At 63.3% G+C, this 14,122-nt stretch carries 11 protein-coding genes; 1 reads left to right on the top strand and 10 read right to left on the bottom strand.

The window, feature by feature from the left end; genetic code table 11:
- Positions 1-5: 5 nt before the first annotated feature.
- The 7 genes from AC54AF_RS08505 to AC54AF_RS08535 form a co-directional block, all read right to left on the bottom strand.
- On the bottom strand, positions 6-2,129 hold the full coding sequence (locus tag AC54AF_RS08505; RefSeq protein WP_496636202.1) for a sodium-translocating pyrophosphatase: 2,124 nt from the start codon (positions 2,127-2,129) through the stop codon (positions 6-8).
- Between the two features lie 179 nt (positions 2,130-2,308).
- Entirely contained in the window at positions 2,309-2,965 is a 657-nt protein-coding gene (adk, locus tag AC54AF_RS08510) for an adenylate kinase (protein WP_034782090.1), read from the bottom strand.
- Positions 2,966-3,209: 244 nt separating this feature from the next.
- Positions 3,210-3,965 carry a 3-deoxy-manno-octulosonate cytidylyltransferase gene (kdsB, locus tag AC54AF_RS08515; protein WP_496636203.1) on the bottom strand — a complete coding sequence of 252 codons (756 nt, stop codon included), beginning with the start codon at positions 3,963-3,965 and terminating at the stop codon, positions 3,210-3,212.
- A gap of 2 nt (positions 3,966-3,967) precedes the next feature.
- Positions 3,968-4,144 (bottom strand): Trm112 family protein, encoded by a 177-nt coding sequence (locus AC54AF_RS08520; RefSeq protein WP_010395789.1) that lies wholly within the window; start codon positions 4,142-4,144, stop codon positions 3,968-3,970.
- The gene (gene lpxK / locus AC54AF_RS08525) at positions 4,125-5,180 is read right to left on the bottom strand and encodes a tetraacyldisaccharide 4'-kinase (RefSeq protein WP_496636204.1); all 1,056 of its coding nucleotides are present in this window, start codon (positions 5,178-5,180) and stop codon (positions 4,125-4,127) included. Before lpxK ends, AC54AF_RS08520 begins: the two co-directional genes overlap by 20 nt.
- Positions 5,181-5,292: 112 nt before the next feature.
- A complete protein-coding gene (locus tag AC54AF_RS08530; protein ID WP_131687065.1) occupies positions 5,293-5,736 on the bottom strand; it encodes an ExbD/TolR family protein in 444 nt (147 codons plus the stop codon).
- A complete protein-coding gene (locus tag AC54AF_RS08535) occupies positions 5,733-6,338 on the bottom strand; it encodes a MotA/TolQ/ExbB proton channel family protein (RefSeq protein WP_353658435.1) in 606 nt (201 codons plus the stop codon). Before AC54AF_RS08535 ends, AC54AF_RS08530 begins: the two co-directional genes overlap by 4 nt.
- 1,329 nt (positions 6,339-7,667) lie before the next feature.
- Between AC54AF_RS08535 and xseA the strand changes: the two genes are divergently transcribed.
- Positions 7,668-9,029: an exodeoxyribonuclease VII large subunit gene (gene xseA, locus AC54AF_RS08540; protein WP_496636260.1), complete on the top strand. Its 1,362-nt coding sequence runs from the start codon at positions 7,668-7,670 to the stop codon at positions 9,027-9,029.
- 93 nt (positions 9,030-9,122) lie between these two features.
- Here the strand turns inward: xseA and AC54AF_RS08545 are convergent, their stop codons facing one another.
- The 3 genes from AC54AF_RS08545 to AC54AF_RS08555 form a co-directional block, all read right to left on the bottom strand.
- Entirely contained in the window at positions 9,123-11,573 is a 2,451-nt protein-coding gene (locus AC54AF_RS08545; RefSeq protein ID WP_496636205.1) for a TonB-dependent receptor, read from the bottom strand.
- Positions 11,574-11,680: 107 nt separating this feature from the next.
- Positions 11,681-12,733 (bottom strand): ABC transporter ATP-binding protein, encoded by a 1,053-nt coding sequence (locus AC54AF_RS08550; RefSeq protein ID WP_496636206.1) that lies wholly within the window; start codon positions 12,731-12,733, stop codon positions 11,681-11,683.
- A gap of 1 nt (position 12,734) precedes the next feature.
- Complete coding sequence (locus AC54AF_RS08555; protein ID WP_496636207.1) at positions 12,735-14,093, bottom strand: GH1 family beta-glucosidase; 1,359 nt, start codon at positions 14,091-14,093, stop codon at positions 12,735-12,737.
- Positions 14,094-14,122 lie beyond the last annotated feature (29 nt).

Raw genomic sequence — 14,122 nt, forward strand, 5'->3', positions numbered from 1 at the left:
TGGCCTTACTGGGCAGGCAAGCTTTGCACGGGCGTCGCCGGCGCCAGGATGGCCGGTGCGGGCGCGTGGACGGGCGCCGGCGCGGCCACGGCCAGCCAGCCCGTGGCCGGCAGCAGCGGCACCAGCAGCAGGGCCACGATATTGATGATCTTGATCAAGGGGTTCACTGCCGGACCGGCCGTGTCCTTGTACGGGTCGCCCACCGTGTCGCCCGTGACGGCCGCCTTGTGCGCGTCGGAACCCTTGCCGCCGAAATGGCCATCCTCGATGTATTTCTTCGCATTGTCCCAGGCGCCGCCGCCCGTGGTCATGGAAATGGCCACGAACAGGCCCGTGACGATGGTCCCCATCAGCAAGCCCCCCAGGGCCGCAGGCCCCAGCAGCATGCCGACGACGATGGGCACGACCACGGGCAGCAGCGATGGCACGATCATCTCGCGGATGGCCGACGCCGTCAGCATGTCGACGGCCTTGTCATATTCGGGCCGGGCCGTGCCTTCCATGATGCCCTTGATGTCGCGGAACTGCCGCCGCACTTCCACCACCACGGCACCGGCCGCGCGGCCCACCGCCTCCATCGCCATGGCGCCGAACAGATACGGTATCAGGCCGCCGATGAACAGGCCGACGATGACCATGGGGTTCGACAAATCGAACGTGATGTGCTGGCCCACGGATTCGAGTGCATGCGTGTAGTCGGCGAACAGCACCAGCGCGGCCAGTCCGGCCGAGCCGATGGCATAGCCCTTGGTGACGGCCTTGGTCGTGTTGCCGACGGCATCCAGAGGATCGGTGATGGCGCGCACGGAGTCGGGCAGGCCCGACATTTCCGCGATGCCGCCCGCGTTATCCGTGATCGGGCCATACGCGTCGAGCGCGACGATGATGCCCGCCATCGACAGCATAGCCGTGGCGGCGATGGCGATGCCGTACAGGCCGGCCAGTTGATACGAGACGAGGATGGCGACGCAGACGGCCAGCACCGGATACGCCGTGGACTTCATCGACACGCCCAGGCCGGCGATGATGTTCGTGCCGTGGCCCGTCGTCGACGCTTCGGCGATATGGCGCACGGGCTTGAAGTCCGTACCCGTGTAGTACTCGGTGATGTACACCATCAGCCCCGTGAGCACGATGCCGACGACGGTGGCGCCCAGCATCTTGTAGCGCATGGCGTCGTCGGGCCACAGCAGCCACGTCACCACGGCAAAGCCCACCAGCGACAGGCCGGCCGCCCACCACAGGCCCGTGTACAGGGCCGACATGATCTTCGCGCCGGGCTTTGTTTTCACCATCGAGCAGCCGACGATGGACGCGAGGATGGAGACGGCGCCCAGCAGCAGCGGGTAGATGATGGCCGTGCTGCTCGCCTCTGCCATCAGCAAGGCGCCCAGCAGCATGGTGGCGATCAGGGTCACGACATAGGTTTCGAACAGATCGGCCGCCATGCCGGCGCAGTCGCCCACGTTGTCGCCCACGTTGTCGGCGATGACGGCCGGGTTGCGCGGGTCGTCCTCGGGGATGCCTGCCTCGACCTTGCCCACCAGGTCCGCGCCCACGTCGGCGCCCTTGGTGAAGATGCCGCCACCGAGCCGCGCGAAGATGGAAATGAGCGAGGCGCCGAAGGCCAGGCCGATCAGGGGCTTGATCAGGTCATGCTGCGTGAGGCCGGGCGCGCCCGTCTTCACCAGCAGCCAGTAGAACAGGGTCACGCCCAGCAGGCCCAGGCCGACGACCAGCATGCCGGTGATCGCCCCGCCCTTGAAGGCCACGTTCAAAGCCTGGTTGATGCCCAGCGTGGCCGCCTGCGCCGTGCGCACATTGGCCCGCACGGAGACATTCATGCCGATGAAGCCGCAGGCGCCCGACAGCACGGCGCCGATCAGAAAGCCCAGCGCCGTCTGCAGGCCCAGCAGCACGTAGATGGCGATCAGCAGCACCACGCCGACGATGGCAATGGTGCGGTACTGGCGCGCCAGGTAGGCGGCCGCGCCCTGCTGGATGGCCAGGGCGATTTCCTGCATGCGCGCGTTGCCGGGATCCTGCCGCAGGATCCAGCTGCGCGACACCAAACCGTAAATGACTGCGACCACGCCGCAGGCTACCGCAAACCACAAACTGGCTGCCATATCGTCCCCTTCTGTTTTTATCCGACGTCATTGCCAACAGCTGCAGACCGCACCGGGTAGGTGCGCGCAGCCAGGAAAACACGACCTGCAAAAAAACTGAACCACGAAAACGATACGGCGCCCGGCTGAAGCGCGGGCACAAAAAAAGCGGACACTCGGGTCCGCTTTTCAACAACTGCTTATTCCGCCAGGGCGGCAAAGGCGCTGTCGCGGATTTGCTCGACCGGACCGACGCCGGCGATGCGGCGGTATTTCGGCGCGCCTGGCAGACCGGACTTGGCCCAGTCATTGTAGTAGCCGAGCAAGACCTTGGTCTGGTTGTGATACACGTCCAGGCGCTTCTTGACCGTTTCCGCCTTGTCGTCGTCGCGCTGGATCAGCGGTTCGCCGGTGATGTCGTCGATGCCGTCAACCTTGGGCGGGTTGAATTTGACGTGGTACACGCGGCCCGAACCCGGGTGGCTGCGGCGGCCATCCATGCGCTCGATGATCGAAGCGTCAGGCACGTCGATTTCCAGCACGTAGTCGACATTGATGCCGGCATCTTTCATGGCATCGGCTTGCGCGATGGTGCGCGGGAAGCCGTCGAACAGGTAGCCATTGGCGCAATCGGCTTCCTGCAGGCGGTTCTTGACCAGGCCGATCATGATGTCGTCCGACACGAGGCCGCCCGCATCCATGACTTTTTTCGCAGCCAGGCCCAGTTCCGTGCCTTCCTTGATCGCCGCGCGCAGCATGTCGCCCGTGGAGATTTGTGGAATGTTGTATTTTTCTTTGATGAAATTAGCTTGGGTGCCCTTGCCGGCACCGGGTGCTCCTAAAAGTATCAGACGCATTGATAAGTTCCTAAAAAACAGATTTTGGATGGTGGTATGTGTAATTATTTTTAGATGGTGTTGCCAAGGCTATCTTTCCCTACGAAACTTACCACAAAAAAACCCCGGAACGCCAGTTTGCTATCGAATTGCTATGTCCTGATTGATCAAAGCCAGCAATTCGCGAGACGGACGTTTCAAAATGTGGTTTTTACTGCAGGCACACAAAATTATATTTGCACGCCTGCCGTTTTGCGGGTAGCGCTTACAGGGCGCCGTAGTGGGCTTGCACCCGGGCAAGATCTTCCGGCGTGTCGACACCGGCGGCCGGGGCCGAGTCCGTGACATGCACGGCGATGGCGACACCGTGCCACAGCACGCGCAACTGCTCCAGCGCCTCGATGGCTTCCAGCGGCGAAGCGGACAATTGTGGGTATTCCTGCAAAAACGCATTGCTGTATGCATACAGGCCGATATGGCGCAGCGGCGCATAGCCTTGCGGCAAGCTCTCACGGGACTGCGCGAAGCCGTCGCGGTGCCACGGAATCGTCGCGCGCGAGAAATACAAGGCGCGGCCATTCTTGTCCAGCACGACCTTGACCACATTCGGATTGAACGCATCAAGCACGTCGTGCAGCGGATGCGCGCACGTGGCCATGGGGACGGCGGCGCTGATCTGCGCCGCGCAGGCGGCCAGCAGGGATGGATCGATCAAGGGTTCGTCGCCCTGCAGATTGACGACGACGGCGTCCGGCGGCAGCTCGAGCGTGCGCGCCACTTCGGCGATGCGGTCCGTGCCCGAAGGATGATCGCTGCGCGTCATGCACACTTCCACGCCATGCGCGGCGCAGGCGGCGCGAATGGACTCATGGTCGGTGGCGACGATGACGCGCGCGGCGCCCGACAAAGCTGCCTGCTCGGCCACGCGCACCACCATCGGCTTGCCGCCCAGATCAGCCAGCGGCTTGCCCGGCAGGCGCGTCGAGGCCAGGCGGGCCGGGATGATGACGATGAACGCCATCGTTATTCCACTGCGTCTTGCAGGGTGCGCGCTTCGTCCGCCCACATGATGGGGATGCCATCACGGATAGGATAGGCCAGGCGGTCGGCGCGGCAAATCAGTTCCTGCGCCTTCTTATCGTGTTCAAGCGGACCCTTGCAAACAGGGCAGACCAGGATATCAAGCAGTCGAGCGTCCACGACATTTCTCCACAATTTGTTGGGCCAGCGCGCTATCGATGCGCGCACTGACGGGGACGACCCACAGTCTCGGGTCATCTTTGAGATGTTCAATTTGCGCACATTTTACTGCATCCTTCTCGGTGATCAAGATCACATCCGTGTCGAGTGCCGCAAATGGCTGGTCGAGGAAGTCGTGGTGGTCGGGCAGCGGCAGCTCCATGAAGTGCAGTCCGGCGCCGCGCAGCATGGCAAAGAAACGCTGCGGGTTGCCGATGCCGGCCGCCGCCACGATGCGCTGGCCGCCTGCCGCCAGGTCAGCCAGAGCCATGCGTTGCGTGCGGTCGGTCAGGCGCTCGGCCACGCCACCGGCCAGCAGCATCTGCACCACCAGCCCGCCCTGCGGCGCGACACTGGCCACCAGCTCCGGCGCCAGCGCGGGCGCATTGATCACCGTCACGTCGCGCCGGCGGCGCGGCGATTCGCGCAAGGGTCCGGCCGGCAGCAGCCAGCCGTTGCCGGCGCCGCGGCCATCGAACAGCACGATTTCCACGTCGCGCCGCAAGGCGTAATGCTGCAAGCCGTCGTCCGTCACCAGCACGTCGACGTCGGGGTGCGCGGCCAGCAGCGCCCTGCCCGCCTGCGCGCGGTCGCGCCCCACCATCACGGGACAGCCGCCGCGCTGAAAGATCAGCAGCGGCTCGTCGCCCACCTGCTGCGGCGTGGAGCTGGCGGTGACGGCGCGCGGCGAACGGTCGGCGCTGCCATGGCCCCGCGAAATGACGCCCGGGCGCATGCCTGCCTCGCGCAAGGCTTGCACCAGCCAGATCGTCAGCGGCGTCTTGCCCGTGCCGCCGATAAAGATGTTGCCGACGACGACGACGGGCACGGGCAGGCGCGCCGATTTCAGTAGGTTGGCCCGGTACAAAACGCGCCGCACGGCGCTCAGGGCGCCAAACAGCAAGGAGATGGGCCACAGCGCGCACGCCAGCGGGCCGCGCGTAAGCCAGGCGCGGGTCAATGTGGTTTCAAGCTTGGCGGGGGGGGATGTGGGCATGAAGGAAGACGTAAAAATAGTGTAGGTCGGATTAGCTGCGCCGTCAGGCGCAGCTAATCCGACATGCTCGGCTGCGGCTTGTGTCGGCTTACGCCGTTCCGGCTAAGCCGACCTACTTGCTGCCGCCCGCCTGCGCCGCGAACGTCAGCTTTTCATAGCCGGCCAGGCGCGCCGCTTCCATCACGTGGATGACCATCTGGTGCATGGCAAACTGGTCGGCGTTGACCACCACCACGGGCGTTTGCGCGGGCGCCTTGCCGCCATTGGCTGCTTTCGCCGCGTTCTGCAGGGCGTCGGCCAGGCCGGCCACGTCGCGGAACGAGACGGGCTCGCGGTTCACCGTGTAGTTGCCCTTGGCATCGATGGTGACGTCGATCTGCTGCGGCTTGTCCTTGGCTTGCTCGGCGTCGGCCGTCGGCAAGGTGATCTGCAGCTCCGTAAATTTGCTGTAGGTGGTGCTGACCATGAGGAAGATCAGGATCACCAGCAGCACGTCGATGAACGGGATCAGGTTGATTTCGGGGTCTTCACGCCCCTTGCCTTTGCGGAAGTTCATTTGCGGCCACTGTGGACGATGTCGACGAACTTGACCGCTTGCTGCTCCATGTCAATGACGAAGCTGTCGACGAGGGCGCGGAAGTGGCGGTAGAAGACCAGGGCCGGCATGGCGATGGCCAGGCCAAAGCCCGTATTATACAGGGCCACCGAGATACCGTGGGCCAATTGTGCGGGATTGGAGCCGCTGGCGTTTTGCGAGCCGAAGATTTCGATCATGCCCACCACCGTGCCAAACAAGCCCATCAGCGGAGCCAGGGTGGCGATGGTGCCCAGGGTCGTCAGGAAACGTTCCAGCGTATGGGCCACGCCGCTGCCGGCCTCTTCGATCGATTCCTTCATCACCTCGCGCGGCGCGTCGACATTGCGCAGGGCGGCGGCCAGCACCACGCCCAGCGGCGAATTGTCTTCCAGCTTGGCCACCGTGTCCGGCGTAATCTTGCCGCTGCGATACACCTGCACCACTTCGTCGAACAGCTTGCGCGGCAGGATCTTGGCGCGTCGCAAATACAGCAGGCGCTCGATGATCAGGGCCAGGGCGACGATGGAAGCGATCAACAACAGCCAGATGGGCCAGCCAGCGGCTTGAAATATAGCGAGCAAAAGAAACTCCTGGTAAAGGGAAGGCGGTGAATTGCCCGAACAGCCTGTATTGTACCGAGCGCCAAAGAACGATGGTACGTCCGCGCGGGAATGGCGCAATGTAGCGCGTTGCCGCGCCGGCGGCAAGTGGCGCCCGCATGGCACTTGTCCACACCGCGCGGCGAGCACCTGCCACTGCGGCACAGTTTTGCACACTTTGTGTGGATAAGATTGTGAGCAAGCATGAAGTCCAGCATGCAAGCCCTTGATTTACATGAAGATTATTGCACTGCGCAAAATACAGGCATAGCAGCGCATCGCCAGTAGTCAATGTCAATAAATTAATATTTGAAGAGTTCTGCACATTTACTGTGGACAAGATTGTGTGCAAAGCCGAGGAATCAAATTAAGCCATTGATTTTAAAGGAAATTAAATCAATGAGTAAAAAAGTGGCAGCCAGCGCGAAATTGTCGGCAGACAAGCCGTCAAAGTTCTGCACACAATCTGTGGACAAGATTGTGCGCAAGCGCAAAGATACGCGCCAAGTACTTTGATTTATATCGTTTTTATTGCCTTGCATAAAAATGTAGCAAGGGCAAAAAAGCGCGCTCTTCGGCGTCTTATTTCTCTTCAAAACAGCACTTTTCCACCGCCAGCGCAGTTCCACACATAAAGTGTGGATAAGATTGTGAGCAAGCGGATTGACTCCATGCAAGAGCATTGATTTTAAAGGGATTTTTTTCTTTGCTCAAAAATAAGGCAACAATATACGACGTCCACGCAGTGGAAAACCCGGGCAAACCAGGAAACGGTTTATGCAGTTTTGCACACATTCTGTGGATAAGATTGTGAGCAAGGCCCACGACATGATGCTACACCCTTGATTTATATGGCTATTTTTATCCTGCGTAAAATTCAGGCAAGCCATGCCATGGACGCTCCAGTGGATAAATGGGGCGCTGCGCCAGAGTTCTGCACATTTTTTGTGGATAAGATTGTGCGCAAGGCCATGCATGGCATACTAAGCGCTTGATTCATATGGACTTTGTTTCCGTGCGCAAAAATGTAGCAAGGCATTTTTATCGCTCAGTATTGGTTTGCCGGGCCACGTTTGTCCAAGGCAAAAAGTTCCGCACACTTTCTGTGGATAACTTTGTGCGTAAGTGGCAGGGGCTGTACTGATGTGCTTGATATTAAAGGTTTTTTTCCCTGTGCACGCAAATCAGGCATACGGGAATTCATCATGAAATCAAATACTTAGAAATAGAACTTGTTGTTTTGCGCGATATATGACATAAGCATGACCTCGCCGATAATATGTGGACAGCTTCCCTCTTTCCCCCTGCCTGATGATGAACGACAACCCGACTGACAGCGGCTTTGCCGCCCCGCCCGTGCTGACCGTCAGCGCCCTGAACCAGGCCGTCGCGCGCCTGCTCGAACGCTCGTTTCCCCTGACCTGGATCGCCGGCGAGATTTCCAACTTCACACGCGCCGCTTCCGGCCACTGGTATTTCACCTTGAAGGACGATGGCGCCCAGGTGCGCGCCGTGATGTTCCGCGGCCGCGCCCAGTTTGCCGGCTTCACGCCACGCGAAGGCGACAAGGTCGAAGTGCGTGCCCTCGTCACCCTGTACGGCGCGCGCGGCGACTACCAGATCAACGTGGAAGCCATCCGCCGCGCCGGCGTGGGCGCCCTGTACGAGGCGTTCCAGCGCCTGAAGGAAAAGCTGGCCGCGCAGGGACTGTTCGAGCAGGAACGCAAGCGCGCCATCCCCATGTTCGCGCGCACGATCGGCATCGTCACCAGCCCGCAGGCGGCGGCCCTGCGCGACGTCTTGATCGCGCTCCAGCGCCGCGCGCCGCACGTCTCCATCATCCTGTATCCCACACCCGTGCAGGGCCAGCAGGCGCCGGAAAAGATCGCGCACGCCATTCGCACGGCATCAGCACGGGCCGAGTGCGACGTGCTGCTGGTGTGCCGTGGCGGCGGCAGCATTGAAGACCTGTGGTCGTTCAACGATGAAACCGTGGCATACGCGATCGCCGATTGCGCCATGCCCGTGATCAGCGGCGTGGGCCACGAGACCGATTTCACGATCGCCGACTTCGCGGCCGACCTGCGCGCGGCCACGCCGACGGCGGCGGCCGAACTGGCGGCCACGCCGCGCGCCGACTGGCTGGCCTCCCTGCGCGCCGATGCGGCCGACCTGCGCCGCGCCATGCGCCGCCGCCTCGACGATGCGGCGCAGACGCTGGACCGCCACAGCCGCCGCCTGCTCAACCCGAAGGCGCAGCTGCAGCAGCAGCGCCTGCAGCTGCTGGCCCTGTCGACGGCGATGACGCATGCGGCGCGCGCGCCCGTGACCCAGTCGCAGTACGCGCTGGAGCGCCTGCGTTCACGCTGGGCGGCCTTGCGGCCCGACGTCACGGCGCCGCGCGCGCGCCTGGTGGAAATGCAGAGGCGCGGCGGCGCGGCCATGGCGCAGCAGCTGGGCCAGCGGCGCCACCGCCTCGACGGCCTGGCGGCGCAGCTGGAGCTGTTGAATCCGCAGCGCACTCTGGAGCGGGGCTATGCCATCCTGCGCGATGAAAAGGGGAATATCGTGCGCTCGCCGGCCCAGCTGCAGGCGCGCCAGAACGTCAACGTGCGCCTGGCCGAAGGCAGCGCGCAGATCGGCATCGCCAGCGTGCAAGCCACCCTGGAATAAGCGTTGGAATAAAAAAGGCCGGGGAAGAACCCCGGCCCAACACCTGCCCTACTGAGTGGACTGCGACTGCGACTGCTCTTTCACCCTACCCGATCAGAACTTCATCGACACGCGCGCGCCAAACGTGCGCGGCGCGTTGTAGAAGGCGCCGTAGATCTGCTGCGTGGGCTGGCATGGCATGCCCACGTCCGTGCAGATTTCATTGACGTCGAGCTTGACGGCCTTGTCGGTGGCGTTCTGCACGAACGCTTCCACCGTGTAGGCCTTGTTCGCCGGCTGGAAGCGCAGGCTCAGGTCCAGCGTCGTGTAGGCTTCCTGGCGCTTGACACCCGCATGGCCCGGCACGTCGCCATTGAACGCGCCCGCGCCCACGTACGACATGGTTTCATAGTGCACCGAGGCGCGCGGCGTGAGCTGGCCGCCGGCGACAGTAAAATCATGCTCGTACTGCACCGTGGTGGAAAACTTCGGCGCATGCTTCATGGTACTGCCGCCCACGTTCACCAGTGGCGCCGTCGAGCCGCAGGACTGGCCATTCGCGCGCGCCGCGTCGACATCGCACGACATGAAGTCGTCATACACGGCTTTCAACCAGGTGGCGTTGCCCGTCAGGCGGTCGACCTTCGTTGGCCGCCACACCCACTCCGCTTCCAGGCCCTTGACGGTGGCGCCGGCCGCGTTGAAGTTGGCCAACACGCTGTTGACCACCTGCGATTCGAGCTTGTCCTTGTACTTCATCAGGAAGGCATCGAGGTTCAGCGTCAGTTCGCGGTTCAGCAAGTCCGACTTGAAGCCGATTTCATAGCTGGTCAGCTTTTCCGGCTTGGTGGTGGCGCCGCCGTCGCCGATGGCCGGCGAGTGGAAGCCCGTCGTCACGGAACCGAACAGCAAAATATCCGGGCGCAGCTTGTACTCGATGCGGCCCAGCCAGGTGGCCTGGCCGTATTTCAGGTCGGCCGTGTTGTCGCCCGGCGTATTGCCGCAGGCGGCGGCCGTGATGGCGCCGCCTGGCCCGATATTGTGCGTATTGGCCAGGCCCGTGCCGGGCGTGACGAGCTGGCGCAGCTGGTCGGCGGTGAGGACCGTGGTGCCCAGCGGCGTGTTGGCGGGCCAGTTCGGGCAAGCCCAGTTCTTGCCGCCGATGTCGAATTTATGGTCTTTCGTGTAGCGCGCGCCGGCCGTCAGCTTGATCTGGTCCGTCACCTGCTGGCTGACCTGGCCGAACACGGCCTTCGATTTGAGCTGGCGGTCGCCCTGGATGAAGGACATGGCCGAGGCATACTGGCCCACGGTCGGCTGCACGAAAATCACGGCGCCGTTGGCGATATCCTGATGCACGGCGGCCTGCGAAATCTGGCTGCGGTCGATATCGAAGCGCACCTTGTTCTTTTCATTGAACAGGAACAGGCCGGCCACCCACTGGAACGGCGCATCGTCGTCCGAGCGCGCCTGCAGCTCGTGCGAATAACTGTCGAACTGCGCCCAGTCGGTGCGGTTTTCCGATTTAAAGCCGGGGAACAGGCCCGCATCCGAGTCGTTGCTGTTCTGGCGCTTGTAGCGGCTCCAGCTGCCCAGGTACGTGAGGTCCAGCGCGTCCGTCGGCTTGTAATTGAGCTTGCCCTTGTAGGTGAGAATCGACTGGTCCAGGGTGCCCGGCGTGTCGATCAGGGCCGAGCGCAGCTTCTCGCCCGGCTTCGGTTCGGCGGCCAGGTAGACGTTGCCGGCCCCCTGGTCGAGGAAGTAGTCGGCGATGAAGGTGCCGCGCAGCTGCGGCGTGAACTTCCACAGCAGCGAGGCGCGCACGCCCATCTGGTCGCCGGCGCCATACTTGGCCGTGCCCGGCATGACGTTCGAGCCGCGGCGGAAGTCCACCGTGCCGTCGTGGCTATCCTTGATGGCGGCGATGCGCAGCGCCACGTCGTCGGAAAGCGGGATATTCAACATGCCCTGCGTCTGCAGGTGGCGGTAGTCGCCCACCGTGATGCCGGCCGAACCCATGAACTTGGCCGTGCTCGGCGCGGCCGACACGAGGTTGACGGCGCCCGCCGTCGAATTGCGGCCGTTCAGGGTACCCTGCGGTCCGCGCGCCACCTCCACGTGCGACAGGTCATACATCAGCGCCGTGGCGCCCTGCGGACGCGGCGAATACACGCCATCGACATAAAAGGCGACGGCCGGGTCGCCCAGCTCCGTGTGGTTGGCCGAACCGACGCCGCGCATGTAGACGTGCACGCCGCCCGAGTCGCCATGCTGTTCGACGACGAGGCTGGGTACCATGGTGGCCAGCGACGCCAGATCTTTCACTTGATTGTTTTGCAGGGTGTCCTGGTTGAAGGCGGTGACGGCCAGCGGCGTCTCCTGCACGAAGGTGTTGCGGCGCGTGGCCGTGACGACGATGCGCTCCATCTGTTCTGAGGCCGGTTTTTCCGCCTCCGTGGCTACCGCCTCCTGTGCCATGGCGGCGCCGCTGCCCAGCAAGATGAACTGGGCGAAGGTCGCATGCGCCAGGCTGAGGGCGATGGTATTGCGTTTGAGCTGTTGCATTGTTGTTGTCTCCTGTACCGCTGGTTGAGTGATGATCACATAGCTCTTTGGCTACTGCTGCACATTTTTGGGGTGTCAATCTGAAGTCATGTCGCCTCCGTGCGGGGTCAATGGGTGGCCACGGCGCGCCCGGCCGTGTCGAATAGAAAGGCATGGCCTTCTTCCGGCGCAAAGCCGATGGCGCTGCCCTGCGCCAGCGCGTGGCGCGCCTCGCCATGCAGCTTGATGGCCACCGCATGCGGGCCGCCGCCGATGCGGTCGTCCAGCGTCGCGTGGATGATCTGCGCATCGCCCAGCTGCTCGATCAGGGTTACGGTGGCGCCATAGCCTTCATTGCGCGGCACCAGGCGCAGGTGTTCGGGACGTATGCCGACCAGCATGCCCGCCGCGCCACCGAGCTGGCTGGCCAGCGCCGGGACGGCCGCGCACGGCAAGAAGTTCATGCGCAGTGCGCCGATGAAGCCGGCCACGAACTGGCTGGCCGGACGGCGGTACAGGTCCAGCGGCGCGCCCACCTGCTCCAGGTGGCCGCCGTGGAAGACGGCGACCCTGTCACCGAGCGTCATGGCCTCGACCTGGTCGTGCGTGACGTAAATCATCGTGGTGCCCAGTTCCTGGTGCAGCTTGGCCAGCTCGATGCGCGTCTGCACGCGCAGCGAGGCGTCGAGGTTGGACAGCGGCTCGTCGAACAAAAACACCTTGGGCTGGCGCACGATGGAGCGGCCGATGGCCACGCGCTGGCGTTCGCCACCCGACAAGGCCTTGGGCTTGCGCTCGAGCAGGTGCGTGATCTGCAAAATCTCGGCCACCTTGCCCACGGCCGCGCGCACTTCCGCTTCTGGTTTACCCGCCAATTTGAGGGCAAAGCCCATGTTGTCGCGCGCCGTCATGTGCGGATACAGGGCGTAGCTCTGGAACACCATGGCGATGCCCCGTTCGGCCGGCGCCACGTCGTTGGCCAGCAGGTCGCCGATGCGCAGCTGGCCCGCGCTGATGTCTTCCAGTCCCGCGATCATGCGCAGCAGGGTCGACTTGCCGCAGCCGGAGGGCCCGACAAAGACCATGAATTCGCCATCATGGATATCGAGGTCCAGGCCCTTGACGATTTCCGGGCCGTCGCCGTAGGTCTTGCGGATGCCGCGCAGGGAAATGGCGGCCATGTCAGTGCTCCCCGGCCAGAGCAGCGGCATGGGACGCGCGCTGCGCGGCGATGAAGTCGCGGTACCACAGGGCGCTGTCCTTGAAGCTGCGCTGCTGCGTGGCGTAATCGACGTACAGCATGCCGAAGCGCTTGGCGTAGCCCGAGTTCCACTCGAAGTTGTCCATCAGGCTCCAGTAGAAATAGCCGCGCACGTCGATGCCCTGCGCGATCACGGCGCGCAAGGCGTCCAGGTGCAGCCGCACGTACTCGATGCGCGGCGCGTCATGGATCTTGCCGTCGACGGGCTTGTCGGCGACGGCCATGCCGTTTTCCGTGATGTAGACGGGCGGCAGCCGGTATTCGCGGTGCAGGCCCACCAGCAGTTCCGTCAAGCCCTGCGGATAGGTTTCCCAGCCCATGTCGTTGACGCCGAGCTTGCACTCGGGCTTGCGCGGCGGCGTCTCGGCGCTCATGAAAGCGCGCGTGTAGTAGTTCACGCCGAGGAAATCGATGGGCTGTTTGATATCGATGAAATCGTTTTCAAAGATGGATAAAGCAGAAGCATCCGGGTGTTTCAGGGCCAGGGCCGGGTAGCGGCCCTTGAAGATGGCGTCCATATACCACTGCACCGAGCGCGCATATTCGAGTTCGGCCAGTTCGCGGTCCTGGGCGCTGTCGGTGGCCGGCGTGGCCGTCCATTGATTGAGCACGATGCCCAGTTTGGCCGGCGAATTCACGGCGCGCATGGCTTGCATGGCCAGGCCGTGCGACAGCAGCAGATGGTGCGACACTTGCACGGCGGCGGCCGGGTCGGCCATGCCGGGGGCGAACTGGCCCGTGCCGTGGCCCAGCACGGCCGTGCACCACGGTTCATTGTGCGTGGCGATGCTGGCGACCTTGTGGCCGAAGCGGCGCGCCACCTCGGCTGCATAGGCGGCGAAGTGGTAGCAGGTGGCGCGATTGAGCCAGCCGCCCTCGTCCTGCAAGGCTTGCGGCAAGTCCCAGTGGTACAGGGTCAGATGGGCATCGAGTCCCTTGGCGGCCAGCGCGTCGAGCAGGCGCGCATAGAAGTCGAAGCCGGCCTCGTTCCAGGCGCCGGAACCCGTGGGTTGCACCCGCGACCAGGACATGGAAAAGCGGTAGGCGTTCACACCCAGATTGGCGATCAGCTCCACGTCATCAAAGTAGCGGTGGTAGTGGTCGCAGGCCACGTCGCCATTGCTGCCGTCGATGATCTTGCCATCCGCATGGCTGAAGGTATCCCATATGGACGGGCCGCGGCCATCGATGGCGGCGGCGCCCTCGATCTGGTAGGCGCTGGTGGCCACGCCCCAGGTGAAGGTGGCGGGAAAGTTGGTGTCAATGTCGTCGTTATGCATGGTGGTGGTATCAGCGTGAGGGGTTGAAA

The sequence above is a fragment of the Janthinobacterium sp. JF4 genome, from assembly GCF_059617925.1.

Excerpts from the sequence above, each read along its gene's own strand:
- AC54AF_RS08505 (WP_496636202.1), bottom strand. The coding sequence starts at position 2,129 with ATGGCAGCCAGTTTGTGGTTTGCGGTAGCCTGCGGCGTGGTCGCAGTC.
- adk (WP_034782090.1), bottom strand. The coding sequence starts at position 2,965 with ATGCGTCTGATACTTTTAGGAGCACCCGGTGCCGGCAAGGGCACCCAA.
- kdsB (WP_496636203.1), bottom strand. The coding sequence starts at position 3,965 with ATGGCGTTCATCGTCATCATCCCGGCCCGCCTGGCCTCGACGCGCCTG.
- lpxK (WP_496636204.1), bottom strand. The coding sequence starts at position 5,180 with ATGCCCACATCCCCCCCCGCCAAGCTTGAAACCACATTGACCCGCGCC.
- AC54AF_RS08530 (WP_131687065.1), bottom strand. The coding sequence starts at position 5,736 with ATGAACTTCCGCAAAGGCAAGGGGCGTGAAGACCCCGAAATCAACCTG.
- xseA (WP_496636260.1), top strand. The coding sequence starts at position 7,668 with ATGATGAACGACAACCCGACTGACAGCGGCTTTGCCGCCCCGCCCGTG.
- AC54AF_RS08545 (WP_496636205.1), bottom strand. The coding sequence starts at position 11,573 with ATGCAACAGCTCAAACGCAATACCATCGCCCTCAGCCTGGCGCATGCG.
- AC54AF_RS08550 (WP_496636206.1), bottom strand. The coding sequence starts at position 12,733 with ATGGCCGCCATTTCCCTGCGCGGCATCCGCAAGACCTACGGCGACGGC.
- AC54AF_RS08555 (WP_496636207.1), bottom strand. The coding sequence starts at position 14,093 with ATGCATAACGACGACATTGACACCAACTTTCCCGCCACCTTCACCTGG.